Source organism: Streptomyces sp. NBC_00057 (genome assembly GCF_045041165.1).
Lineage (GTDB): Bacteria > Actinomycetota > Actinomycetes > Streptomycetales > Streptomycetaceae > Streptomyces.
On sequence record NZ_CP108256.1, the window covers coordinates 8,952,134 to 8,976,373 of the forward strand.

Annotated in this window: 23 protein-coding genes and 5 pseudogenes; 13 read left to right on the plus strand and 15 right to left on the minus strand. The window is 67.7% G+C overall.

The genetic code is table 11. From position 1 onward, the window contains the following. Window positions 1–10 precede the first annotated feature (10 nt). Window positions 11–730, minus strand: a complete 720-nt coding sequence (locus OG953_RS42395) for an IS6 family transposase (protein ID WP_405691368.1) — start codon at window positions 728–730, stop codon at window positions 11–13. Window positions 731–1,106: 376 nt separating this feature from the next. Here OG953_RS42395 and OG953_RS42400 point away from each other — a divergent pair, with 376 nt between their 5' ends. From OG953_RS42400 to OG953_RS42410, 3 genes are read left to right on the plus strand one after another with little or no spacing between them, the layout of a single operon-like run. After that, window positions 1,107–3,119 (plus strand): tyrosine-type recombinase/integrase, encoded by a 2,013-nt coding sequence (locus OG953_RS42400; RefSeq protein ID WP_405691370.1) that lies wholly within the window; start codon window positions 1,107–1,109, stop codon window positions 3,117–3,119. After that, complete coding sequence (locus tag OG953_RS42405; protein ID WP_405691372.1) at window positions 3,116–3,304, plus strand: hypothetical protein; 189 nt, start codon at window positions 3,116–3,118, stop codon at window positions 3,302–3,304. The genes OG953_RS42400 and OG953_RS42405 overlap by 4 nt, the downstream gene beginning before the upstream one ends. Beyond that, a complete protein-coding gene (locus tag OG953_RS42410) occupies window positions 3,301–3,753 on the plus strand; it encodes a DUF6262 family protein (protein WP_405691374.1) in 453 nt (150 codons plus the stop codon). The genes OG953_RS42405 and OG953_RS42410 overlap by 4 nt, the downstream gene beginning before the upstream one ends. A 23-nt stretch (window positions 3,754–3,776) precedes the next feature. On the opposite strand, the gene OG953_RS42415 is transcribed toward OG953_RS42410, so the two are convergent. From OG953_RS42415 to OG953_RS42425, 3 genes and pseudogenes are all read right to left on the minus strand, one after another. Next, window positions 3,777–4,262: a hypothetical protein gene (locus tag OG953_RS42415; protein ID WP_405691376.1), complete on the minus strand. Its 486-nt coding sequence runs from the start codon at window positions 4,260–4,262 to the stop codon at window positions 3,777–3,779. Window positions 4,263–4,407: 145 nt separating this feature from the next. Next, a pseudogene (locus tag OG953_RS42420) lies at window positions 4,408–4,661 on the minus strand (ATP-binding protein); the annotation flags it as partial. Next, window positions 4,658–5,212, minus strand: a complete 555-nt coding sequence (locus tag OG953_RS42425) for a hypothetical protein (RefSeq protein ID WP_405691378.1) — start codon at window positions 5,210–5,212, stop codon at window positions 4,658–4,660. The gene OG953_RS42425 and the pseudogene OG953_RS42420, both read right to left, overlap by 4 nt. Before the next feature lie 282 nt (window positions 5,213–5,494). On the opposite strand from OG953_RS42425, the gene OG953_RS42430 reads away from it, so the two are divergent. Both OG953_RS42430 and OG953_RS42435 read left to right on the plus strand, forming a co-directional pair. Beyond that, entirely contained in the window at window positions 5,495–5,617 is a 123-nt protein-coding gene (locus tag OG953_RS42430; protein WP_405691380.1) for a PmrA, read from the plus strand. Window positions 5,618–5,722: 105 nt separating this feature from the next. Further along, window positions 5,723–6,424, plus strand: a complete 702-nt coding sequence (locus OG953_RS42435) for a hypothetical protein (protein ID WP_405691381.1) — start codon at window positions 5,723–5,725, stop codon at window positions 6,422–6,424. Between the two features lie 595 nt (window positions 6,425–7,019). On the opposite strand, the gene OG953_RS42440 is transcribed toward OG953_RS42435, so the two are convergent. Beyond that, complete coding sequence (locus tag OG953_RS42440) at window positions 7,020–8,408, minus strand: IS1380 family transposase (RefSeq protein ID WP_405690785.1); 1,389 nt, start codon at window positions 8,406–8,408, stop codon at window positions 7,020–7,022. A 310-nt stretch (window positions 8,409–8,718) separates the two neighbouring features. Between OG953_RS42440 and OG953_RS42445 the strand changes: the two genes are divergently transcribed. Together OG953_RS42445 and OG953_RS42450 are read left to right on the plus strand one after the other, a co-directional pair. Then, window positions 8,719–9,921: an IS110 family transposase gene (locus OG953_RS42445; RefSeq protein ID WP_405691383.1), complete on the plus strand. Its 1,203-nt coding sequence runs from the start codon at window positions 8,719–8,721 to the stop codon at window positions 9,919–9,921. 62 nt (window positions 9,922–9,983) lie between these two features. Beyond that, entirely contained in the window at window positions 9,984–10,418 is a 435-nt protein-coding gene (locus tag OG953_RS42450; RefSeq protein WP_405691384.1) for a VOC family protein, read from the plus strand. A 217-nt stretch (window positions 10,419–10,635) separates the two neighbouring features. Here the strand turns inward: OG953_RS42450 and OG953_RS42455 are convergent, their stop codons facing one another. The 5 genes from OG953_RS42455 to OG953_RS42475 form a co-directional block, all read right to left on the minus strand. Continuing rightward, window positions 10,636–12,141, minus strand: a complete 1,506-nt coding sequence (locus OG953_RS42455; protein ID WP_405692412.1) for an ISL3 family transposase — start codon at window positions 12,139–12,141, stop codon at window positions 10,636–10,638. A 102-nt stretch (window positions 12,142–12,243) separates the two neighbouring features. After that, the gene (locus OG953_RS42460; protein WP_405691386.1) at window positions 12,244–14,517 is read right to left on the minus strand and encodes a tetratricopeptide repeat protein; all 2,274 of its coding nucleotides are present in this window, start codon (window positions 14,515–14,517) and stop codon (window positions 12,244–12,246) included. Window positions 14,518–14,631: 114 nt separating this feature from the next. Continuing rightward, window positions 14,632–14,955, minus strand: coding sequence for a hypothetical protein (locus tag OG953_RS42465; protein ID WP_405692413.1), 324 nt, complete (start codon window positions 14,953–14,955; stop codon window positions 14,632–14,634). Window positions 14,956–15,157: 202 nt separating this feature from the next. Continuing rightward, window positions 15,158–15,544 (minus strand): Tn3 family transposase, encoded by a 387-nt coding sequence (locus OG953_RS42470; protein ID WP_405691388.1) that lies wholly within the window; start codon window positions 15,542–15,544, stop codon window positions 15,158–15,160. Then, a complete protein-coding gene (locus OG953_RS42475) occupies window positions 15,541–16,152 on the minus strand; it encodes a transposase (protein ID WP_405691390.1) in 612 nt (203 codons plus the stop codon). Before OG953_RS42475 ends, OG953_RS42470 begins: the two co-directional genes overlap by 4 nt. A gap of 207 nt (window positions 16,153–16,359) precedes the next feature. Between OG953_RS42475 and OG953_RS42480 the strand changes: the two are divergent. Beyond that, a pseudogene (locus OG953_RS42480) lies at window positions 16,360–16,512 on the plus strand (transposase); the annotation flags it as partial. Next, window positions 16,505–16,939 carry an RICIN domain-containing protein gene (locus OG953_RS42485; RefSeq protein ID WP_405692415.1) on the plus strand — a complete coding sequence of 145 codons (435 nt, stop codon included), beginning with the start codon at window positions 16,505–16,507 and terminating at the stop codon, window positions 16,937–16,939. The pseudogene OG953_RS42480 and the gene OG953_RS42485, both read left to right, overlap by 8 nt. Before the next feature lie 543 nt (window positions 16,940–17,482). On the opposite strand, the gene OG953_RS42490 is transcribed toward OG953_RS42485, so the two are convergent. After that, window positions 17,483–17,908 carry a hypothetical protein gene (locus OG953_RS42490; protein ID WP_405691392.1) on the minus strand — a complete coding sequence of 142 codons (426 nt, stop codon included), beginning with the start codon at window positions 17,906–17,908 and terminating at the stop codon, window positions 17,483–17,485. 193 nt (window positions 17,909–18,101) lie between these two features. Here OG953_RS42490 and OG953_RS42495 point away from each other — a divergent pair. Continuing rightward, window positions 18,102–18,296 (plus strand): annotated as a pseudogene (locus OG953_RS42495) (restriction endonuclease); the annotation flags it as partial. 305 nt (window positions 18,297–18,601) lie between these two features. On the opposite strand, the gene OG953_RS42500 reads toward OG953_RS42495, so the two are convergent. The 4 genes and pseudogenes from OG953_RS42500 to OG953_RS42515 all read right to left on the minus strand — a co-directional run. Further along, entirely contained in the window at window positions 18,602–20,725 is a 2,124-nt protein-coding gene (locus tag OG953_RS42500; protein WP_405691394.1) for an NACHT domain-containing protein, read from the minus strand. Window positions 20,726–21,288: 563 nt separating this feature from the next. Further along, window positions 21,289–21,678 (minus strand): hypothetical protein, encoded by a 390-nt coding sequence (locus OG953_RS42505; protein ID WP_405691396.1) that lies wholly within the window; start codon window positions 21,676–21,678, stop codon window positions 21,289–21,291. Then, entirely contained in the window at window positions 21,678–22,259 is a 582-nt protein-coding gene (locus OG953_RS42510; protein WP_405691398.1) for a helicase associated domain-containing protein, read from the minus strand. Before OG953_RS42510 ends, OG953_RS42505 begins: the two co-directional genes overlap by 1 nt. A gap of 26 nt (window positions 22,260–22,285) precedes the next feature. Further along, window positions 22,286–22,612: pseudogene (locus OG953_RS42515) on the minus strand (helicase associated domain-containing protein); the annotation flags it as partial. Here OG953_RS42515 and OG953_RS42520 point away from each other — a divergent pair. The 3 genes and pseudogenes from OG953_RS42520 to OG953_RS42530 all read left to right on the plus strand — a co-directional run. After that, complete coding sequence (locus OG953_RS42520) at window positions 22,511–22,801, plus strand: hypothetical protein (RefSeq protein ID WP_405692522.1); 291 nt, start codon at window positions 22,511–22,513, stop codon at window positions 22,799–22,801. The pseudogene OG953_RS42515 and the gene OG953_RS42520 overlap by 102 nt on opposite strands. A 46-nt stretch (window positions 22,802–22,847) precedes the next feature. Continuing rightward, window positions 22,848–23,567, plus strand: coding sequence for an IS6 family transposase (locus OG953_RS42525; RefSeq protein ID WP_405691399.1), 720 nt, complete (start codon window positions 22,848–22,850; stop codon window positions 23,565–23,567). 77 nt (window positions 23,568–23,644) lie between these two features. Continuing rightward, a pseudogene (locus OG953_RS42530) lies at window positions 23,645–24,016 on the plus strand (DDE-type integrase/transposase/recombinase); the annotation flags it as partial. Window positions 24,017–24,240 lie beyond the last annotated feature (224 nt).

Genomic DNA, 24,240 nt, shown 5'->3' on the forward strand with positions numbered 1-24,240 from the left:
GGGGCCTGGCTTACGCTGCGATGGGCAGGGCGGTGGCGCCGGTGATCTCGTCCCAGATGGCGAAGCGGGTGGTCATCTCGGTGTGGTATTCGGTGCCGGTCATCAGGTGGCGGCGTGGTCGGAAGTGCGGTGAGATGCCGCTGAACGCGGCCAGGAACCGCTGGGCCCCGCCCACGCTGCGGAAGCCCTTCATCGCGCGTTCGCGCTGCCTCGTCGGCTGATGACTGTTCTCGGCCCGGTTGTTCAGACCCTTGTGGGCGCGGTGTCCTACGGAGGGCATGACCTCGCGGTGGGCCGCGCCGTAGGAGCGCAGCTTGTCGGTGACGACCACCCTCGGCACCGAGCAGGTCTTCTTGAGTAGTTTGCGGAAGAACCGCCTGGCCGCAGCGGCGTCCCGCCGGTTCTGGACCAAAATGTCGAGCACGTTGCCATCGGCGTCGACGGCCCGCCACAGGTACTTCAGCTCACCGTTGATCCTGAGAAAGACCTCGTCCAGGTGCCACTTGTCACCCGGCTGCACACGCCGGCGGCCCAGGCCGTTAGCGTAGGCCTGCCCGAACTTCGTACACCAGCGGCGGACCGTCTCGTGGGAGACGAGCACGCCGCGCTCAAGCATCAGCTCCTCGACCTCGCGGAACGACAGCGGGAAACGGAAGTACAGCCACACGCAGTGCGCGATGATCTCCACCGGGTACCGGTGCCCCTTGTACGACGGCGGTGCGCTGTCCACGGACGCCCCCTCCCAGCACGACCAACCAGAAGATCATCCCAGGCCGGTCAGTCAACGTGACAGTGCCCCGGGGGCATAGACGAGCCAGGTCGACACTCCGGCCTGCTTGGCGACGGCGGCAAACGTGACGGTCTCGCCCGCCTGACCGTTCATCGGCTCTTGTTCCGGCCAGGGCGTGGCATTCGGAGGTAGGTGGCCGAGCTACCACGCGGGAGGCGGGATGGGGCTGACCGGATTCGAACCGGTGTCCTCCCACACGCGGTGAAGGCGCGACGCTGACCCTCTACGGCTGGGTCACCGAGGACGCCGAGCTGAAGACCCTGGCGAACTGGGAGTCGTTCACCACCAACTGGCGTGGTCTGGAAGGAAGTTCGGCATGACCGACCACCACCTTCCGTCAGTTCCTGCCAGCGGTTCGACCGACCCGGACCGGTTTTCGCAGAGCGCCGCGCTGATCGACGGCTTGGACCCGGTCTTCGCCGGGCCGCTTTTCGATGGGCGGGACCCGCGGCTGGCCGGCGTGTTCATGCGCGGATCGCGGCAGGTCCGGCTGGACATCACCGCCCTCCCGCTGGTCATGCGCCGCGAGGTCGGATGGTGGCTGGCCACCTGCGCACGAACCGGCGAACGCCAGGCCCACGCCAGCGAGTGGAACCGCTGGGCGGCCACCGCCGCCGACGTCATTGCACGTCACGCGCACGTCGCCTCCTTCGCCGACCGGTCGCTGGCCGAGTGGATGACCGCCTGGGCCCGCAGATTCCACGCCGACCGGGGCCGGATGCCTGCCCCTGGGCACCGGCTCCGGGCCGAGCACGCCCTGCGCGGCATGCTGGAACGGCTACTGCGGCAGTACGCCAGCGAGGTCGACTGGTGGCGCCACGACATCTGGTCGCTGCGGCTGGACCCACGCATCCCGCGGCGCGAACACGAACCACGCGCCAACACCGCCGTCCGCTGGGGCGACATCACCCCGCCCTGGCTGCGGGAGGGGACCAAGTTCTACCTGCGGCTGCAGATGGAATCCGGGCAGCTGACCTGGTCGACAGTGATGCAGCACCGCGTGAACACGGCACGCTTCGCCGCGTTCGTGACCAAGCGCGAAATCGACCACCCCGCCTTGGCGGACGGCTCCGAGCGGAGCCTGCGCGCTCTCGCGCTGGACTTCGGCACCTTCCTGCACAACTGGCAGCGCGAGACACCGGGCCGGGCCGAGGTCGGCGGCAGCCTCCAGCCGAGGACGATCAACAAGAACCTGCAGACGATCGACCTGTTCTACCGGGTCATGACCGACTGCCGCACCGAGGCCGCCGAAGCCCTGAACGATGCACGGTGGCTGGCGCTCACCGACAGCCATGCCCGCATGTTCCGCCCCGCCGACCGGCCCCGTCCGCGCGAGGTCCGCGAGGCCGACGAACGCAACTACATCAACGACACCGACCTGAGCAGCATGCTCACCCACATCGAGCTCCTCGGACTGCCGGCCGAGCAGACCCGCACCGTCGTCCGCGACGCCCGCCAGGTCGGGCTGGCCGGGCTCGGACATCCCGCGGTCATGCGGGCCTGGCTCATCCAGGCCATGACCGGACGCCGGGCCAGCGAAGTGCTGATGATGGACTTCGAGCCGCTGTCTGACATCCCCGCCCTGGACGCCGCCGCTGTCCCGGAGGGCGGGATAGTCGCGCGGCTCCGCTACCAGCAGACGAAGATCGACGCGGCGCCGAACACCATCCTGGTCGGCCGGGACGTGGTCGAGATCATCCGGGAACAGCAGGCATGGGTGCGCGAGCGCTGGCGCCTGGGCCCCTCCGAGACCATCCGCTACCTGTTCCCGAAGACCATCGGCAACCGGCACGGCGCCAAGTCCTGGGAGACCAGCAACTACAACCACGTCTTGAAGGACTTCAGCCACCACTTGGACCTGCGCGACTCGCGCGGCGAGCTCCTCCTCTACTCACGAAGCCACCGGCTCCGCCACACGAAGGCGACCACGCTCATCAACGCCGGTGCCCCCATCCACGTCGTCCAGCGCTACCTCGGCCACCTCTCCCCGGAGATGACGATGCGATACGCGGCGACCCTTGCGAGCACTGCCGAGCGCGAGTTCCTCGCCCTGGCCAAGGTCGGGCGCGACGGGCGCGATATCGGCATGGACCGCCGCGACATGCTCGACCTCGTGCAGCTCGACCGCCGCACCGACCGCATCCTGCCCAACGGTTACTGCCTGCTACCGCCCACGCGGTCCTGCGACAAGGGAAACGCATGCCACGGCTGCGACCACTTCGCAACTGACCGCACCTTCCTGCCGGACATCCAGCGTCAACTCGCCGAGACCCAGTCCCTGGTCGCCGCCGGCAGGCTCGCCACACCGAGCGGTACGGCGAGCCGATGAGCGGGGCCAACGTCTGGCTGGAACAGCGCAACGCGGAGATCCGCAGCATGCAGCTCGAAATCGCCGCCCTCGAAGTTCAGCCGACCGACAGCACGATTGCCGTCCGCGGCGCCGGCGTGCTCGGTCGCACCGGCTACCAGGACGCCACCGACTCCTCGGACAGCAGAGGGGCATCACGCTCATGAACGAGCGGCCGAACGACGCGGTCCCGGAGACCGTGCCTCCTGCTGACCGGCGGATCGCCGCTCTGCGGCAGGCCGCACAGGACAAGCACCAGCAGGCCGTCCAACGAGCGGAGGCGGGCATCCGAAGGCTGGTCAAGGAGGGCGAGGAGATCAACTTCCGGGCCGTCGCCCGCGCAGCGGGCGTCAGCTTGGATTTCCTCTATGCCCACACCGACCTGCGCAAACGCATCGAGACCTTGCGCGGCCAGCAACGTACCGACAACCAGTCTCCCCCGCAGGCACCCTCAGCTGACGACGGCACCGTGATTCATACCCTTACCGAAGCCCTCCGCCGTGAGCGCACCACCCACCGAGAGCGCGTCCAAGAGCTCGAACAACGACTGGCCGCGGCACACGGAGAGATCCTGCGCTTGCAACGCGTGATCCAGTCACATAACCCGCGACCGTGACAGCACTCGCCTGGCTGCAGAGCTCACGACCCGGAACGCAAACCCAGAGCACTGTGCTCCACCACACCCGAGGGAAGATCACTCTTCCCCGAAGCCCGAGCAGTCAGCTCCACGAGTCCGGCTCGGAGGTCGGTGGCTGGCTCACCAAGGACGATCGCGCTGATGATCCGCTCCATCATCAGACGGTCGTACTCGTCGCCCTTGCTCCGATAGCGCTCACCATCGGCCTCCACCACAGCAGAGGCGATCCTCCTCCCACCACCAGTCACGGGGGCAAAGGACGCCTCATAGACGCCGTGACCGGTCCAACTCCGGTGCATGAAAACGACATCAGCTTCGGCGAAGACGTTCCACTTCTCATCCATGTCCCGGGCTCGATATCCGCGCCGGATCCGGTCCCAGTCCTCGTCAGTCCAGACACGATCGGGCAACTGAGACACCGGCCTGGGCGCGTTGATCGGATGGAGGCGCCGGAACGACTCTCGGGTGAGCGGGGCATCGGCAGTCATGACGCGATCCTACGGATGCCCCACCCCAACAGGACAGCGACTTATCTCCAACTGGGCAGAGGGTGAACCTCAGCCGCCTTTCGGACGCGTCCGCAGCTTCCTGAACAGCGACTTTGCAAGGCTCCTTCATCGCTACCCCAGATAAGCGGAGGGACTTCTCCCGCGGGAATCCCGCAGCCTTGATGCGGCGTTCTGAACGACGTCGGGCCCGGTCGTCGCACTCGGTCATCAGTAGCTCGGCGAGGAAGCCGCGGTAGGTCATCTGGTCCTTGATCGCCTGGTCGGCGATCTCGTTGAACTCGTGCGAATCGAGGGCAGCCGCAGCAGGCGGCAGGCGGTGTCGATCGCGGCGTCGGCGGCCTGCTCGGTCAAGCCTCGCTGGCGGGGCAGGGTGGTCACTGTGCTTCTACCTCATGGTGGTCGCTGCCGCTGGTGCGGCGACGTCGGAGCAGTTGGTCATAAGGGGTCACCGACGGCAGCGGTCTGGTGTCCGGCGGGAGGTGCGCGAGCCGCCACTCGTGCAGCGACGTGACGGTCGCCGACGTCTCGCCGGGCAGCCCCGGAACGGAGTCGCCGATGGTTGGCTCGTCCTCCGTCTGGGCAGCTTTGCGGGCCTCCAGAGCAACGGCGTCGGCGGTCAGGGCGCCGGCCCGCAGCGCGGTGGCCAGGCCCGCGACGACGTGCTCGTGGGCGAGGTGCCGGTTCAGCAGCAGGACCTCGATCAACGCCCGGGTGCCGTCCCGCTCACCGTGGACCTTGCGGGCCGGGGCCCACCAGGCGTCGTGGACCGGGGTGAACTTGCCTGCGGACCGGGCCTGTTCCAGGGCCGTGGCACCGGGGAAGGCGCCGGGCTTGCGGATGAGGGCTTCGAGGTAGTGGTCCAGGTCCAGGCGGCAGCTGCCCTTCGCGATCAGCCTCTCGTGCCGGGCAACCTCAACGTTCCTGACCACGCCAGAAAGGTCCTGACTGACTACCAGGACCACTACAACGGACACCGGCCGCACTGATCCCGGCAACAGCTACCGCCCAGCGCGACCGAGCAGCCCGCAATCGTGCACGACTTCGACGGCCGAAGCCTGCTCCGCACCAGGGTCCTCGGCGGCATCATCAACGAGTATCGATACGCCGCGTGACCTGCAACGACGACTTTTCGAGCCCCACACGGCTGGACCCTGCACCGGCTCCGCCACAGCGCCCTGACCTACGACGCCGAGGGCGGCACCTCCACCCCGATGCTGCTGGCCCGCTCCCGCCACGCCTCCGTCTGCTTCGTGGAACGGTACGCCCGCCCCGGCGTCGACGCTGTCGCCCGGCACATCGCCGGGCGCGACCCGGCTGCCCGCCGCAAGCGCTGAGGATCGACTACTGGCACGTCCTCCGCCATCCTGGCCGTGACCCAACGCTTCGGGAACTGTAGATCGCCCTCAGTGCGTGAATCAATGACTCGAGAGGACGCGTTAATGCTGGGGAATCAGGTGACTGTTCGTTATTTGGAAGACTCTTGGGTCCGGCCCGAGCCGTCATCCCCCCACGACTCGAGAGGAATTGTCTTCATTCTGAATCTCGCACTGCGGGAAGTCTGTGTGCACACCGAAACGAGTCCGCTGGACCCCGCGCCTGGTCAGCCGCTCGCGTTCGGGGCCAAGGGGTACAGCAGACTACCGAATGAGCTCCAAGTCGGCCGCATCAACCTGAACCAAGCCCGCGTCGAGCGGGAAGCGATCAATGAGATCTTGGCGCGCTCTGTGCCGCTCGCTCAAGAAATCATTGATGAACACGTAGCCGTTCCGGGGACGCCCCTTCTGGACTGGTCGGTTCCATCTCGCCTTGCAGCAGAGCGGCTCCGGCACGCGATCATGCGGCCTACCTACCTGCCAGGATCGTACGTCAGGCCCTTCCAGCCCGAGTACTACCTGCTCGAGGCCGCCGACGTCTTCGAGCGATTCCCGGAGGCGATTCCGCAGGAGTGGGCCGAATTACCCGATGATTATCTCCATTTCGTCGCCGAAGCGGTGAACCGGGACGTGCAAGGGCTGATCCCGGATGCCGATGGCTTGATTGCGCTCTGTCAGGTCTCCCCGGAAGCTGTGCGCCAAGAGGTGCGCATCCTGGGGCTCCGGGCCTGGCTACACGCATACCGCCAGACCCCGAACTGCGGCTGACCCAGCTCGTACCCGGCGGCCATGGTCGACGCCGGCTCGCAGCAGGGCGTCGATCTGATGGTCGGGGTTCTGATCGGCGGTCGAGCCCCGCGCGTAGCGGATGAGCATGTGCCGGAATCTATCGGCGGGACCGTTCACCGACTTTGATTTTCGGCACGAGTTGCTGGCACTGTCCATCTACAGGTTCGTGATCGATTCCCTGAGTGTCGATAGGCGGTCGTTATCCGACACACGATCCCGCAGCCTTGCCTCCCAGACGTCAAGGTTCTTTCGTGTGGTAACGGCTTTGGGTCGGTGGGGGACCAGCACTCGTGTGCGGGTCGGCCAGCAGCTCGGCGAAGGCGGCTGCCGCCCCAACCGCATCTCCAGCTTCCCCGTTACCTTTTTCGTGGCCCCGAAATGGGGCTCCCGGCCTCCGGGCCCGGCATGACTGAGCCCGGATCCACCGGCTTGATTGTGGTGTGATTGGTTCGGGGTCGTGCAGGGCGTGTCGGGGCTGAGTTGCGGATTCGGGCGTGAGGTGGCCGCTGGTCTGTCCAGCTTTTCCACTTTTCCGCAGGTGTCGGGCCCTTTCGGGCAGGTCGGTCAGGGAGTGTCAGAGGGCTGGTGGCGCGTGCACGATGCTGAAGAGCTGGGTGAAGTCCGTGCTCCAGGGCCAGCGTTCGGGTAGGTGCAGGGTGAGGCGGCGGGCCGAGCGGGCCAGGCGGGCGGGCACGTTGATCAGGTGGTCACGGATGGTGGCGGTGGTCGCTCTGGCATGGAACGTTCCGGCCAGTGCGCCGGCGGCGCGGGTCAGGTTGTGCGCCAGGGCTGCCAGGGCGAGCCATGCGGCATTGGCCTGGAAATGTCCGGAGGGCGCGTGGGCGAAGGCGCTGTTCTTGACATCCGCGATCACCTGCTCGACGACAGCGTGCCGTCGGTGATCACGCTCGGCATTGTTCAAGGAGAGCGGGGAGTCGGTGAACGCGGCGTGGTAGCGCCAGGTGTCAAACAGCGTGCCCTGTCCGGCGGGGACGGCTTCAGCGCTCAGGCGTTTGACGCGGCGCACGATCAGACGGGCGGTGACCTGCTGCTTCTTCGGCTTGGAGGTGAAGGCGGTGTAGCCGGTCTCGGCTATCTCGGCGTCGGAGATCCAGCACTGGCCCTCCTCGTCCCAGACCGCCTGGGGGTACTTGATCGGCGTCCAGGCGTCCTCATCGATGCGGGCGATGGCGGCCTTGACGGAAGCATTCATCCGCACGGTGATGGAGAACCGCGCGCCCAGCGCCCGGCAGGAGTTGACGACATCGGCGCCGTAGAACGCCGAGTCCGCCCGCATCACCAGCAGGCCACTGGCGCCGCAGGCGCGGGCGGTGCGGATGGTCTCGGCGACGAATGCCGCCGCCCCGCGCGCGGAGTTCGATGGTCCCTTGCGCAGCCTCGTGGCGGCGATCACCGGGGCGGCCAGGGGTGTGGAGACGATGCCGAGCAGCGCGTTCAGGCCCTTGACCTTACTGTATCCGTAACCGGCTCCCTGCTTGGCGTAGCCGTAGGTGCGGCGGATGGTGTCGTCGATGTCCACGTAGGCGACCTGGCCCGCGCCGGGCAGCAACGGCGCGTGACGGGCCAGTTCGGGAAGGAACCGGCGGGCCACAGCATGCAGTTGCTTCACATGCCCGTGCGTGAAGGAACGCAGAAACGACCCCAGCGTGGACGGGGCCCGCACACCGGAGAAAAGGCGGCCCATCGCGCCGTGCCGTAGCCGGTGCATGTCATCGATGCTGTCGGCGCCCGCGACCATGCCGCCCACCAGCGACATCACTTTCGCCGCGGGGAAGGCACCGGTGCCGTCCTTCGAGGCCGGCAGACGGATGTATTCCCCGACCAGTGCGGGCAGACCGCACCGCTCGGCCAACCGCACCACCGGCTCCAGGCCGCCGTGCGCGATCAGGTTCGGGTCGTCGAACGCGGATGAGACCGCCGCTGCGGCATGGGAAGATTGCATCTCGGAAGTGCCTTGCTGATCGTGCCTGATGTGGTCCTAGAGAAACCCCATCATCGCAGGTCACAAGGCACTTCTTCGTTCCCCGAGAAACTGTCCACAGACATCAAGCCGGTGGATCCAGGCTGAGTCCCCCTGTCGTACGCATGATCCGGGGGGTGGTGTCACCGGGCACCGGAGGCACCGGTAGACCGCTGATTAGGGGCACGACCGCCGACCCGGAGACGGGTACGGCAGGCCTTCGTAACGTGGATGCCGGCATCTGGTGCCGTAGGTGAGGCCGGGGACACGAGCGCGTCAGCGGAGGCTGTTGGTGATCGAGATCAGCGAGGTGGCCGTCTTCCTCGGCCTGGACGTCGGCAAGGGCGAACACCACGGGCGGGGCCTGACCCCGGCCGGCAAGACCGTCTTCGACAAGCGGCTGCCCAACAGCGAGCCCAAACTGCGGGCCCTGTTCGACAAGCTGAGCGCGAAGTACGGCACTGTGCTGGTGGTCGTCGACCAGCCCGCCAACATCGGCGCCCTGCCGCTGGCCGTCGCCCGCGACGCGGGATGCCTGGTTGCCTACCTGCCCGGGCTGACCATGCGCCGGATCGCCGACCTCTACCCCGGCGAGGCCAAGACCGACGCCCGCGACGCGTTCATCATCGCCGACGCCGCCCGCACCATGCCCCACACCCTGCGCGCCCTGGCCGCCACCGACGAGACCATCGCCGAGCTGGACATGCTCGCCGGATACGACGACGACCTCGCCGGCGAGGTCACCCGCACCGCCAACCGGCTGCGCGGCCTGCTCACCCAGATCCACCCCTCGCTGGAACGGGTCCTGGGCCCACGCATCCAGCACCCGGCCGTACTCACCGTCCTGGAGCGATACGGTTCCCCGGCCCTGATCCGCAAAGCCGGACGCCGCCGCCTGATCACCCTGATCCGGCCCGAGGCACCACGGATGGCAGAGCGCCTGGTCGAGGACATCTTCACCGCTCTGGACGAGCAGACCGTCGTCGTCGCGGGCACCGGCGCGGCCACCATCATCGTGCCCGGCCTCGCCGCCCAACTGCGCGCCCACCTCGCTCAACGCGCTGCCCTGGAACGGCAGATCGCCGACCTTCTGGAGGCCCACCCTCTTTCGAAGCTCCTGACGTCGATGCCGGGGATAGGCGTCAGGACCGGCACGCGCATCCTCATCGACGTCGGCGACGCCAGCACCTTCGCCACCTCCGGCCACCTCGCCGCCTACGCCGGGCTGGCCCCCGCCTCCCGCATCTCCGGCTCCTCCATCCGCGGCGAACAACCCTCCAGACGCGGAAACAAGCAGCTCAAACGCGCCTTCTTCCTCGCCGCGTTCGCCTCCCTCGCCGACCCGGCCTCCCGCACCTACTACGACCGCAAACGCGCACAAGGCAAGACCCTCACCCAAGCACTCCTCTGCCTCGCACGACGCCGTATCGACGTGCTGTTCGCCATGCTCCGCGACGGAACCTTCTACGAATCACGACCCGCAGCCGCCGCCTGACACACGTCGGGAAGTTCCGCAACGGGCCCGGGCAAGGACTCGAAGGGCGGTTAAATGAACCAATGGAACCGCGTATCAGTCTGATCACATTGGGTGTTTCCGACCTCGGACGTGCCCGGTCGTTCTATGAGGCCCTGGGCTGGCAGGGGCAGACGGTTCAGGAAACCGTCTTCTTCCAGGCCGGCGGTCTCGCGCTGGTCCTGTGGGATCGCGACAAGCTCGCGCTCGACTGCGGCGTTGAAGATCATCAGTCGGCCGGGTTCGGCGGGATCGCGCTCGCTCACAACGTGCGATCCCCGGCCGAAGTCGACGAGCTCATCGCTACGGCGGAGCAAGCAGGCGCTACCGTCACGCGTCCTGCGGCTACCACGTTCTACGGCGGTTACGCAGGAGTCTTCGTCGACCCTGACGGCCATGCCTGGGAAGTCGCTCACAACCCGGGGTTCCCACTTGCCGCAGACGGATCAATCACTGTCCCGGACTTCAACAATCTCTAGGATCAGCCGCCGCCCCGGACCGGCAAGCCCACCTGGAACGGTTCCAGATCCCCCCTGCCGCTCATCGTTGGTCACACCGCCCCCACCAGGCTTGCCGAAAGAGATAGGGGCACCCCCCCGTCACAGAGCGAGGTTGGCCCTGGTTATGGCGAACCCCGCTGAGCGGACACCATCTACCTGGCTCTGTCCCGTAATCGGTGGTAGCGCTATGTGGTGGTCATTGGAGGAGGATGCGGTGGCGGAGCAGGGGAAATCCGGCTCGGCCGTGCATCTGTCTCGTGATCCTCTTGGTGCGTGTGTTGACGCCCTCGGTGCGGCCGTTGTGGTGGGGGTGAGTGAGGCCGGCGTTGACCGCGGCGCGGTCGAGTTCGAGGCCGTTCGCGAAGGTGTGCAGGTGGGGCAGGTTGCAGGCGCGGACGGCTGTGATCCACTCGGTGAGCTTGGTGTCGTTGCCGGTGGCGGGGGTGAGGAGTTCAGCGAACTCCTTTATGAGACGCGCGAGTTCGGTCATCTCGGGGCAGGCGGCGGTGAGTTCACACAGGAGTTCGGCGTCCTTGTCCCGCAGGTTGTCGGGGTGGGTGAGGAGAAGGCGGGCGAGGCGGCGCGGGGTGATGACGGGCCGGTCGCCCTCGGCCCGGCCCTGGGTGATGTAGCGGTAGAGCAGATTGAGGCTGCCGGTGTAGCCCAGTTCCTTGATCTCGCGGAAGAGCTGAAGCACGGGGACGGCGGGGTCCGCGGCCCGGCGGGCGCGCAGGTGGTCGCGGTAGGGGTCGACGAGGGTGGGCCGGTACTGCGGGGCCCGGCGCAGGGCGTTGGGCTCCTGGGTGCGGGCGTAGCGCTTGACGGTGTTGAGGGCGAGGTTCAGGCGGCGGGCGCATTCGAGCAGGCCGACGCCCTTGCCAAGGAGGTCGTGGACCTGGTGCCAGCGTTCGCGGGTGGTCTGCCCGCGTGCTCCCTCGGGGCGGGGTGGGTTGACGGTGGCCCAGCAGGAGCTGTGGGAGCGGACCTCGGCCAGGGCCTTGTCGCAGAGGTTGTGCCACAGGTGCCACCGGTCGCTGACCTGCACCGCGGCGGGCAGGGCCCGGCGTATGGCCTCGCCGTAGGCGCCTGAGTCGTCCCGGCAGACGATCTCAGCGCCGGGATGTTCGCGCAGCCACGCCTCAAGGGTGTCCGCGCTGCGGTCGGGGAGTACGTCGATCCGCTCGCCGGTCTCGGCGTTGATCACGATGGTGGCGTACCGGTGGCGGCGCTTGAGCGCGAAGTCGTCCACGCCCAGCACCCGCGGTACCCGGCGCGGAGGCAGCGGCAGTCGCATGAGCATCCGCAGGGCGGTCGAGCGCGACACCGCGGTGGCCAGAGCCCGGGAGAGGCGGGCGCCCGCCCGGCCCGCTAACTCCCTGACTACGCTGCCGAGTTGGTCGGTGAGCCGGTTCGTCCGGCGCTGGTAGCGCCCCAGCAGGCCGGGCACCTGCTCACGAAACGTCTGCCGCGGACAGCCCAGCACCGGGCACACCAGGCGCCGCACCCTCACCGACACCACCACCCGCCTGCCGTCCACCGCCACGTCCGCCACCGTCCGGCCGTGAAAGCCGTGCACCCGCCCGGTCGGCGTCCCGCACACCGGACACGGCACCGGATCATCGCGGGTACGCGCCACCACCCGGACCAGCTCACCCTCATCCGCCACACCCTCGATGACCAGGGCAGACAGACCCGAAAACACCACACCCACAAGGGCATTGACCTCAAGCACGCCCCAGCCTGACACACAGTGACGTACGGTCACCACCGATTACGGGACAGAGCCATCTACCTGCCAGACCCCTCACCCGGAGCTGCGCCCGAACTCCCCGAGCTCGCGCTGCACCTCGTCCGCCGCCGGATCGCCGGCGGCCTGCAGCAGAGCCAAGGCGTCTACCATCGTGGCGTGCGCGTCATCCGCACGCCCCAGATCGCGGAGGCAGCGCGCACGAGAGCGCAGCGCGATGGCCTGACCGTACGGGTAGCCGGAGTCCCCATGGGCGTTGGCGGCTTCACCGAAGGCCGCCTGTGCGGAATTCAGATCGCCCCGCAGCAGCGCGACCTGGGCCAGGCCGGTGAGGGCGAACCCGATGGTCTGTCGGTCGGCCGAGGCTCGCAGCTCCAGGCTCTCCCGGTAGTTCTGCTCAGCCGCCTCCGGGTCGCCCTGCGCCAAGTGCAGGTCACCGAGCAGGAACAGCGAGATGGCAATCTCACGCTGGTTCCCGAGCGAGCGGCGAATGCGCAGCGCGTCTTCCATCGCCTGGGCCGCCTCCGCCAGCCGGCCCTGGGCGATCAGCGCACTGCCCAGGTTGTTCAGGCTTTTGCCCTCGCCCTCGGCATCTCCCAGTGCACGCCACAGCGCCGCCGCTTCCCGATCCTTCTCGGCGGCCTCATCGTTCAGGCCCAGTTCGTGCAGCGCGCCCCCGAGGCTCATTAGGCTCCACGCCTCACCCCAGCTGTCCCCGGCCCGGCGGGCGGCGTCCAGCCCGATCTCGCAGACCTCACGGCGGTCCGCGTGGTAGGAGCGCAGGACAAGGGGGGTGATCAGCGCCATGGCGATGCGCCAGCACAGGTCGTCCTCGCCGTTCGCCGCAGCCGCCCGGACCATCGCCATGGAGTTCAGCCGCTCCGAGTCGCACCAAGCGAGGGCCTCCTCGTACGAGGTGAACGGTTCACCGGCCTCCTCGGCCGACAACACGTGACGGCGCCCTGGAGAGAGGACGCGATCGGCCGCGTCGATGCGGGAGAGATACCGCGTCAGCAGTCGGCGCCGCGCCAGACCGATTTCCGCACCGGGCTCGTCCTCCTGAGCGCGCTCCGCTGCGAACGCCCGCAGCAGGTCGTGAAATCGGAAGCGCGACCAACCCGATGGCTCCAGCAGGCTGAGCTGGACCAGCCGGTCCATGCGGCGCACGGCCTCGGCCTGTTCGACGGCCGCCAGCGCGGCAGCGTCGGCCGCGCTGAAGTCAGTTCCGGGATGAAGTCCAAGCAGCCGGAACGTCCGGGCCAGGTCATGGGGGATGTCGGCATAGGACCAGGAGAGAACCACACGCAGCTCCGTAGATGAGTCGTCGTCCAGTGGGGAGAACGTGTCCAGAGCGGCACGAGCGTCCTGCAGCTCTCCGATGATCTCCGTGGCGCAGTCACCGAACGAGCCGAGGCCTCGGGTCGCCAGCCGTTCGAGAGTAATCCGCAGTGTCAATGGAAGGTAGCCGCACTTGCGGGCGATGTTGTCGGCCAGCAGCAGGTCGGTCTCCGGCAAACCTTCCCGGTCACCGATGAGCATCTGAATCGCCACGTGGCCGTCGAAGGGTTCCAGGCCAATCCGCAGCGCCCCGAGCTGGACCGCGAGTCCGGCGAGCCTGTTCCGGCTCGTGATCACGGTGAGCGAAGTGTTGGCTGAAGGGATCAACGGCCGGACCTGGCGAGCGTCCAGGGCATTGTCGAGGAGCAGCAGAAAAGACCGGCCATGGGTGATCGACCGGAAGAGAGCGGCACGGCTGTCCTCGTCGTCGGGGATCTTGTCCGCGGGCACGTCCAGCGCACGCAGGAACTGTTCGAGCACCTGGCTCGCCGTGGCGGTGGGCCCGTCCGAGAAACCGCGCAGGTTGGCATAGAGCTGGCCGTCGGGGAACTGGTCGGCGATCGCGTGGATCCAGTGGACGGCGAGCGAGGTCTTGCCCACACCGCCCATGCCGCTCACGATCACGACCGCAGGCTCGTCGGCCAGCCGACGCCGCTCCAACTTCGCATTCAGGGTGCTCAGGGCATCTGCCCGGTCCCGGAAGCCGGCAACTCGGGGCGGCAGCTGATGCGGCATCGGTAGAGGAGCTGCAGCCGTCTCGCCGATCGTGAGCCGGTTTATGACTCCGGCCTGTACGACGGTGTGCGCAGTGCCCGAGAAGTCGGCGTTGATTTGCAGGTGTCCGGTGTTGGCGATGCTGCCTGCGGTTGCGTACGCGTGCCCTGTGTCGCTGACTGGTCCGAGGGCGGCAGGTTCGGGGGTCGATGCGCGGAAACCGGTTACCGCAGTCGAGGCGTCCGTAGCGTGGGCGTCTCCAGTGTCCGTGACGGCCACGGGAATGCCTGGCCCCTTCTGGCGGCCGGCCCCATCGTCGGCACCGGGGTGGCGCTTCCACCAGCGCATGGCAACCGAGCCCCCTTGTTCTCGCGAATCCGCCTGGCGGCCGGGTCAGCTGTAGTCGACGCCGGTGCTGGCAGTGCTTCCAGGACCGGTCGCGGTGGCATCCCCGGTGCGCTCGGCCCGCGCCGACCCGCTGCCAGCACCCCGGCGCTTGACGCCGGTTCTGGCAGTAGCACCACCAGAAGCCTTTGCCCGGCCAGTGTCGACGGCCGTGTCCGCCGGCCCTGGGTCGGCCGGCTTCTGGAACAGCGCCCAGAGCAGGGCGGCAATCCCCGTGGCACCCTGGACGGACGCGCCGACCAGCTGCCCAGTGTCCGGCTTGTCCAGCAGCCAGAACAACGGTGTGGAGACGATCCCCGCCGATGCAACCACCACGATCGCAGTCTTCCAGCCTCGCGACACGCTAACCCCTCCCCCTCACCAGGGCGCACCCGGCCGGTGCATCACCAACTCTAAGACCTGATAACCGACTTGCATCACCTTTGGGCAAACGGAAGCCGCCCGGGGACGATGTTGCGAATGCTCCCATCCTTGGCGGGCTCGGGGCATGTTCTTCCACGGTCCTTACGGCGCGTCAGGTCGCCGTGCAGGCGCCAGCGTCGGCAGCATGGCGCGGTCCGGGCACCACGGGGGACAGGGGCAGGTCGAGCCGCTTGTCCATATCGAGGCGGAAGGTGCCGTAAGGGTTGATGTCCGACCAGAACAGGGCGGTCAGCCCGCGCCGGTCCTCGTCCGTGAGCTTCTTCGCCCACTTCGGTTCGGCGAGGACGTTCTGAAGCAGCAGCGTGTTGACGCATACGAGCGCGGACTGAAGCAGGTGCAGGGCGAGCATCGAGGTCTCGGCGTGTTTCTTGTCCGGGCCGGTGAGCGCCCCGTCCTTGCCGTAGTGCAGCACGGTGTTCGCGCTGTTCCAGTTCTCCACGACCTGGTGAGGTGCCCCGAGGCTGCTATATCGCGTCAAGCCGCTTGGACGAGGTTCTCGGAGTTCGTGCCGGTCTCTCGGTCGGAGTGTTCGAGGATCTTGAAGAGTTGACGGCAGATTGCTCGCTTGAGGCAGCGTTGCGCATCGCGGGAGGTCTTGCCCTCGGCGACTCTGTGGGCGACGTACGCCTTCGTGGTCGGGTCGAGTCGCATTCGGATCAGCGAGATGGTGTGCAGAGCCCGGTTGAGCTGTCGGTCGCCGCTGCGGTTGAGTCGATGCCGGTTGGTCAACCCTGACGAGGCGGGTATCGGCGAGACGCCAGCGAAGGAGGCGAAGGCGGCCTCTGATCGGAACCTGCCCGGGTGGGACCAGCTGACCAGGATCTGAGTAGCAGTGATCGGCCCGACGCCGAGCAGGTCCAGAAGTTCGGGCGCCACCTCGCGGACCAGGAGGAGCATCTCGCCCTCGAGCTCTTTCGCTTCGGCCTGCAGGGCCTGGATGCGCTGGGCAGTGGATCGTAGGGCCCGCACGGTCATGCGGTGCTCGATGTCCTGTGCCGGGCGGTCTCGTAGCTGAGCACAGCGTGCGATCAGGACCGGCCGCTTGAGTTTCCGCAGCTCGACGCGGAGATCGTCCGGTGCGGACACGATCAGCGATTTGAGCTGGTTGATCGCCGCGGTGGAAGCGAGTACAGCTCCGTGACGGGTGGCGAGCAGGACACGCAGGGCTTCGCGCTCGCCGCGGAGCCGCGGCTGGATCAGATGCTCGCTGACCAGGGGGCCTCCCCCTGAGTGGTGGACACGCTGATACTGGATCTTCTTGATCCGGAGGAAGCGAGAAGACCGCCGATGGCGATGAAGGACTACTCGGACGAGTTCAAGGCCGATGCCGTGGCCCTGTACGAGTCCACACCCGGGGCGATCTACAAGAGCATCGCTGCTGACCTGGGTGTCAACCGGGCGACCCTGCGTGAGTGGGTGCTGCGGGACCGCGAACGCCGTGGCATCACCGCCGCGACTGCGAAGCCGGGCGCCCAGCCTCGGGAGGCGGTGCCGTCCGCCGATCCGGACGAGCGGGTGCGGCGACGGTTCTGTCTACCCCGGTTTCGGGACCTGCAGTTCCAGCGATGCCTACACGTGGACGTTCCGCTCCTCGGGCGGCGACACCTTCAAGCTGGTCAACCGCGCGAGCGGATACTGCCTGTCAGCGCCCAACAACAACGACTACCGAGCCTTGCTCGGCGCCTGCAACGGGTACGGAGGGACTGGCAATGTCCACTGGCGCATAGGGAGCACCACCGCGGCAGGCCAGACCCTGAAGAACACTGAGACCGGGCATTGCCTGGAGATCGCCTCCACGTCCTTTGGCAGTGAGCAGGTGATGGTGACCACCTGTAACAGTGACCAGCCCCAGCAACTGTGGACCCGAGGCTGAGAAGACCCGGCCGCGCGGTCCGGCAGCGCCCGCACAGGCGGCCCCGGGGCGGCCTGACATCTCCTGCACTGTCTCCTGCGGCAACTCCTGCGCCCGCTCTCCGGAGTGTCGGATGTTTTCGCAGGTCACCAGACCGTAGAGGTGTGGTCGGGGGCCAGACATCCCCCTCTGCGCCCCCTGCCGTCCTCTGCCCGGAGAAGGTGGGAAGGGACGGTGGGCGGGTGGGCGCGCTGAGGGAGACCGGCGCCGTCGGGTCTCCCCTCGCGCGTCGGCGGGGGCCGCGCGCGGCCGGGCAGGCGCCCCAGGATGCCGATCTGGCGCTGACATTTTTGGCGATGGTGCAGGTCAGTTGGTTGCCGGTCGGTATGACTGATGATCTGCGGGTTTTTGTCAGTGGTCGTTCGGCATCGTGATGTCAGCGCGGTTGGCATCGGGTTGGGGTTCTGGACATGACTGTGGGCCCGTCCATCGCGGACGGGCCCACAGCCAGCACGAAAAAATCGTGGCTAGGCGGTGGCCAGACAGCCCTGATGAGGCATGCCGTTAGAGAAAGCAGGCGGAAACGTAGCCGACCACGCCAGTGCGCTCGTTCCGCACCAAATGCCAGGCGATCGTGTTGGAGCCGTCCGGGCAATCGATCCGGGGACCGGGATCGCTCTGAATCAAGTACGCGCAGTCGCCCTGGTTGGCCCACCCGACCTCGTCCCCGCCTGGCTTGTTGCGCATGCGGATGTCGGTGCCCTTGAAGTCGGTGTGGGGACCGCCGACAGCACACGCCGCTGCGGCGACGGGGGACTCCGCTGCGTGTGCTGTCGAGCCGAGCGTGAAGGCCCCGAACGCGAGTGTGACAACGGCCATGCTCGCCACAAGAGATTTCATCATGTCGTAGTCGTACCGGCGGCTCCTGCGTAGTGGGAACGCCCAGGCAGCGAACTCACCCTTATGGGCGACCGCAGAAACGATCAACATCAGGAACGACGTCCTTAGCACACCGAAAGAGAGTGCGCTGAGGGGGACCGGCGTCGTCGGGCCTCCCCTCGCGCGTCGGCGGGGCCGCGCGCGCCGGGCCGGATGTCCGGCACTGCGCATGATGAGAGGCGGGTTTCGGGAAGCAGGCCGCCCTGTCCCGTGGGTCTGGCAGGTTGATGTTCACGAGAACCGACAGCGCCACGCCGCCGCACTGCCCAAGAGCGACGGCCGCGGCGCCCTCGCCGAAGTCGTCCTCCGCGAAGCCGACGGCCGCCTGTCCGCCCCACTGGAACGCACCGCCCACTGCGCCCAGAACCGCGCCCGCCTCGTACGGGCCCTCTACACGCGGCTGGACCGCCTCACAGAACCCCTCCCGGCCGCCACGTAGCCCGCAGGGGGAGCAGCCCCGGATCCCCGTGCCTACACGCACTCCCGTGCTCCAGCTGCTCCACGTGCCCCCCGGGGAGCAGCGCTTTCACGGCCCGTTCCTGGCCGGCGCGGAACGGGCGGCGGCCAGCCTCTCGATGTCACGGCGGTCTTGCGCCGTGACCTCCTGCTGCTGCCTGACGGCCGCAGGGGGCGCCCCGTTCTGGAGCACGGCTTCGTCGGTGCCGGCACGTGCCGTAGGTCCCAGGCCGCTTCGACCGCCTGGGACCATAGGTCTGCGTCGGTGTGAATGCCCGGCGCCAGAGCTCAGGGGTGCGGATGGGCGGTGAGCCATTGCTGAAGTTCGCGGTGGCGGAACTGGTAGCCGGGCCCGCTGAAGCGCAGGAGTCCGGCGGTGACGGCCCAGTCGAGGAAGACAGCGAGGCGGAAGGGCAGCTTGCCGCGTGAGAACAGCAAGAACACCCCGTACCGCCGCGCCGCGCCGGCGAACCCGCTCACGAGCCCGACCACAATCCAAACTATGAACCCGAAAGCGAGTGTTACGCCCGCGGCTTCGTCCACGATCAGGAGTCCGATCGGGGGTCCCATCAGGAGTCCGGTCAGGGGTCCGATCAGGAGTCCGTAGACCGTGTCGTTGCGGATGATTGACCGAGGGCTGGCTGCGGTGGTGGGCTCCCCTTTGAACCCACGTATGAACCCACCCGCGATCCCGCCGAAAAGCCCGAACCCAAGCCCCGCGAAGAGCGCGATTCCGATCAGATCGGAGAACCTGTCTACGGGCTCTTCGACGAGCAGGAGCCCGATGCTGGCCACAAGCCCAACTACGAACCAGCCCCAGAAACTGGCCTTGAATCCGTCTGCGAACCCACCTGCCAGCCCGCCCGTGAATCCGCCGACGATGCCGATCACGATGCCGATCACGATGCCGGTGACGATGCTGGCCCCGATGTTGCCCACGATGTTGGTCACGGCAGCCGTGGAGTCGGCGGTGAAGCCGATCGTGAGGCCGATCGTGAGGCCGACGATGAACCAGGTCTTGAATTTGGCCCAGAACCTGGCCATGAAACCGTGCTGGAGTGTTTCCCGGATACTGCGGAGACGGTTGGGTTTGGGGGTCGGTCGGAAGGCGATGACGCCGGCGAACGCGGTGCACACGGCGATAACGGTGACTGGAAGGCTGCCGCTCTCGAAGCCCCAGAAGTCGGGGTCGAGGGCGAGGGCGGTGGCGAGGCAGCAGCCGGGAGCGAGGACCAGGGTGGTGAGGATGAGGTCGGTGATGCGGACGCGGGTGGTGCCGGCGAGGGTCCAGAGCTGGTGGAGGGTGATGTCGGTGGCTGGGGCTCCTGTGGTGGTGCCGGCGAGGTGGCCGGTGAGGTGGTGGAGCCAGCGGTGGACGTCTTCGGGCCGGTAGCGGTGGGGGTTGTGGGTGTTGGCGATGGTGGCGGGGACGTAGCGGGCCAGGAGGTGCTGGTCGAGGTCGTGCCCGTCGGTGTGGTGGAGGAGTTCTGAGGGGTTGCCGTCGCGGTGGTAGACGGTGGCGGTCAGACACAGCCGCCAGGGCGTGGACAAGGTGGTGGCGAGCGGGCCGGCGGGCTGGGTGTCGAGGTGGTCGATCAAGGGCTGCCAACGAAGTGTGTCCAGGGCCCGGGCGCGAAGGTAGGCAACGGCATGGCGGGTGTCGATAGGAGCGATGGCGACGCGGGCGGCGTCGATCAGCCGGGACACGGGAGCGAGCGCGTCGTAGTGCCCGGTGCGGCAGGTCAGTACGAGAGGGCCTGCCTCCCGACCGTCCTGGTAGGCATTGAGCGCCTCCAGAACCGCGCGGGCACGGGGCGCCTCGGGGTCGGGGGTACCGTCCGCACGCAGGGGATCCATCTCATCCAGCCCGTCCAGGACCGGCAGCACCATCCCGTGACCGACCAGTCCAGCAGCCATACCGGCAGGCCATTTATAGGCATCGACCAGACGCTTCACCAGCAGGGTGGCCAGGGGCTGATCGGTGTCCCACTGGGCCAGTGAGATCCGCACCGGGACAGGATCGCCCTCGGCACGGTCCTTGATGAGGGCGAGCATGAGTTCCAGGGCCAGGACAGTCTTTCCCGCCCCGGCCGCCCCGGTGACAACCAGACGACGGGGCCTTGTGGAGCGGTAATACTCCAGAACATCAGGCAAGATGGCGGGGCCGTCGGTGAACGTATGCCCGGCCGGCGGAGCCGCCGCAGCCCGTTCGGTCGCGGAGTGCAAAACATAGGCGAGATTGATGCGCTGAGTGTCGCCACCGAGCAACTGCCACCACACCTCGCTCTCACCGTCCTCGACCTGCTTGGCCAGCCTTTCGGCACGCTTACGCGCGAGCTCGGCACCACTGTCCTCGACCGGCTTACGCAACGCCACGACAGCGATCACCAGACTGGTCACAGCGATCGGCACACCAATAAGAGTCGCAACATCAGCGGGCTTAAGCCCACGCCCACTGGCGATGCTCCATACGGCGAAAGCCACGCCCGCCACGACCAACACCGCACAAGTAACGCGCACAACCTGCCACTTACGCCGATCACGGCGCTCCCCTAATTCGAGCATCACCCGATCATGCCGCCTCGCCAGGCACATCGTGACCCGTTCGGCTCGCTTCGTGAACGCCACCCACGCCCCTGGCCGCGGCTACTCAACCTGCCGGCGCCACCGCGCTATGGCCCCGCGACGGACGCATACCCGCAGCGCTGGAGCGCACCGCCCGCTGCGTCCAGAACCGTGCCCGTCTCGTGCGGGCGCTCTGCACGCGGCTGGACCGCCTCACGGAGCCCCTTCCCGCCGTCACGTAGCCCGCAGGGGAGCAGCCCCGGATCCCAGGGCCTACACGAACCCCAGTGCGATGCCGCTGGCCCGGAGCAGCGAGAGACCCCGGGCCGCACAGCGCGCCCCGGGCCCTGCTCATCAGCCTTGTGCCGCCGCCGACTCCAGTCCGAGTGCGGCGGCACGGCCTGGTGGACTCACCAGTCGTCGGGTGCGCTGCTCACCCATGCGATCGGTTGCCCCTCGCTGTTGTGGCCCCAGTGCGGTTCCTCCATCGATGTCTCGTGGCCGTCATCCAGGACACAGATCCGGCCCCAGTGGCCGTGCTTGCCCGGACAGATCCCGGTGAGCCGGTCCGCGTCGCCATCGCGCACGGCCTGCTCGTAGCAGTCCTTGAACGGCTGAAGGCGGGCGCACAACTCCATGCCGAGCTCCGTCTCCGCCGCCCCGATCTGTGCCCTCGCCTGCTGCACCTGCGGGTCGGACAGCACGAACGAGATGACCTTGTCCGCCTCCGCGAAGGCATTGGTGCGGACGTGCCGTTGTACGGCTGCCTGCACGCGCTGCTCTTCTTCGCGTGCGGCCATCACACTGCTTCTTCCTCTGCCGCTGCTGCCCATTCCAGCCCGAGCGCGGCGAGCTGCTGGAGCTTGTCCGCGGTGAGCTTGGCCCGGCGGCTCTTGCTGTTACTCAGGAACACACCCAGTTTCATGAGGTGTTCCTGTCCGTCGATCACGATCCGCTCCTCGTGGCCCCTGGGGACGGTCACAGAGCTCATACGCGCCTTATACTGCGCCAGGGCTGCCACGCCCTTCTCGAAGGCCCCCACGGGTGTCGTGGACGGCTTCGCCAGCGTTTCCAGTTCTGCCGCCATCGGCACGACGCCGATGGTCTCCAGACGCTCGCGTTGCCCGGAGGTCAGGGCGGCCCAGATCTCCGGTTTCCGTTGTCTGGCCAGCCACTTCCCGATGTCCATCCCGTGGACGGTGACCCCGGGTTCGATGTACGCGAGGATGGTCTCCTCGGCGAGCATCTCGCGTACCACGGCGTAGTGCCGCTGCCACTCCGGTGACCAGGACGGGTTCCAGTCCTCGTCGACGGCCTCCAGCGCGGCTTCCCACTCCGGCTTGCCGTCCAGTGCGCCGGGCGGCGGAGGTTGGACAGCCACTGCCCCACCGGCTTGTCCAGCATGGTCGCGGTCCGGGGCGCGCACAGCGTCCAGTGCTGCTCGTAGTACGCCTTGGCGGCCTCCAAGTTCTCCCGGAACCGCTCATCGGCCAGTGACCAGACCATGCCCAGTTTCTCCAGCCGCTTCGCGCGCAGGCCGGTCATCTGCCCCGCCCCGTAGGCCCGTCGCTGCTCAGCGACCCACTGCCCAAGCGGGTACGCGCCTTCCTTGTGCCTGTACGGAACCCTGGCGTGAAGCTCACGCTCGGTGAACTTCTTGAGCGACGCCCAGCCGCGCGCCCAGTCCTGCTTCTCCGTGCCGATCACGTTGAAGGACACCCAGTTTGCGACCATCACCGGGTCACGCGGGGCCGCAAAACGCAGCAGCAGGCGGGATTCGTCCTCGCCTTCCTCGGGCGGCGGACCGATGTATTCGGACGGCTGCGCCACGTCCTTCTGCGGCTCCTGCGGAATGGCAAGCAGCTCGATTGCCTCTTCGTCGTGAGCGCGCAGACCTTCCAATGGCACTGTCACGTTGACTGACCGGGTGGGATGATCTTCGGGTTGGTCGTGCTGGGAGGGGGCGTCCGTGGACAGCGCGCCGCCGTCGTACAAGGGGCACCGGTACCCGGTGGAGATCATCGCGCACTGCGTGTGGCTGTACTTCCGTTTCCCGCTGTCGTTCCGCGAGGTCGAGGAGCTGATGCTTGAGCGCGGCGTGCTCGTCTCCCACGAGACGGTCCGCCGCTGGTGTACGAAGTTCGGGCAGGCCTACGCTAACGGCCTGCGCCGCCGGCGTGTGCAGCCGGGTGACAAGTGGCACCTGGACGAGGTCTTCGTGAAGATCAACGGTGAGCTGAAGTACCTGTGGCGGGCCGTCGACGCCGATGGCAACGTGCTCGACATTTTGGTCCAGGGCCGAAGGGACAAGGCCGCGGCCAGGCGGTTCTTCCACAAACTGCTCAAGAAGACCTGCTCGGTGCCGAGGGTGATCGTTACCGACAAGCTCCGCTCCTACGGCGCGGCCCACCGCGAGGTCATGCCCTCCGTAGAACACCGCGCCCACAAGGGCCTGAACAACCGGGCGGAGAACTCCCACCAGCCTACCCGGCAGCGCGAACGCGCGATGAAGGGCTTCCGCTCCGTCGGCGGAGCCCAGCGGTTCCTGGCCGCGTTCAGCGGTATCTCGCCCCACTTCCGACCACGCCGCCACCTGATGACCGGCACCGAATACCACACCGAGATGACCACCCGCTTCGCCATCTGGGACGAGATCACCGGCGCCACCGCCCTGCCCACCGCAGCGTAAGCCAGGCCCCCACCCAACCCCTACACACCCTGACGCGCCCTCAATCGATCAACACCGCACCAACGTGACAACGCCCCGCGAAGCGGTTCCTGGCCAAGCTCATGAAGAAGCACCGCCGGGTCCCGCGGGTGCAGGTGACCGACAAGCTCCGCTCCTGCGGCGTCGCGCACCGCGAGCTGATGCGCTCGGTCGAGCACCGCTCCCACGAGGGCCTGAACAACCGGGCCGAGAACTCCCGCCAGCCAACGAGGCAGCGCGAACGCGCGAGGAAGTACTTCCGCTCACGCCGCGCCGCCCAGAAGTTCCTCGCCGCCTTCAGCCAGATCTCGCCCCACTTCCGGCCCCGCCGACATCTGATGGCCGCGTCCGAGTACCGCGCTGAGATGATCACCCGCTTCACCGTTTGGAACCAGGTCACCGGCACCGCCGACCTGCCCGCAGCAGCCTGACCATCAGGCCTCCACCCGGCCCCACCACGCCCTCAACACCCCCGCCCCGAACAAGTTGACAACGCCCTCGTACGGGTGCGGCTATACCGGCCAACGAGCCAATGGTTCGTTTGTGGAGTAGTGGTCGGGGCAGAGGTGAACCAGCGACTGGGCGATACCCGGTTCCCATGCTTACTCAGCTTTGAGGCGATCGGAGAGTGAGTGACCAGATGATCGAGCGTTCC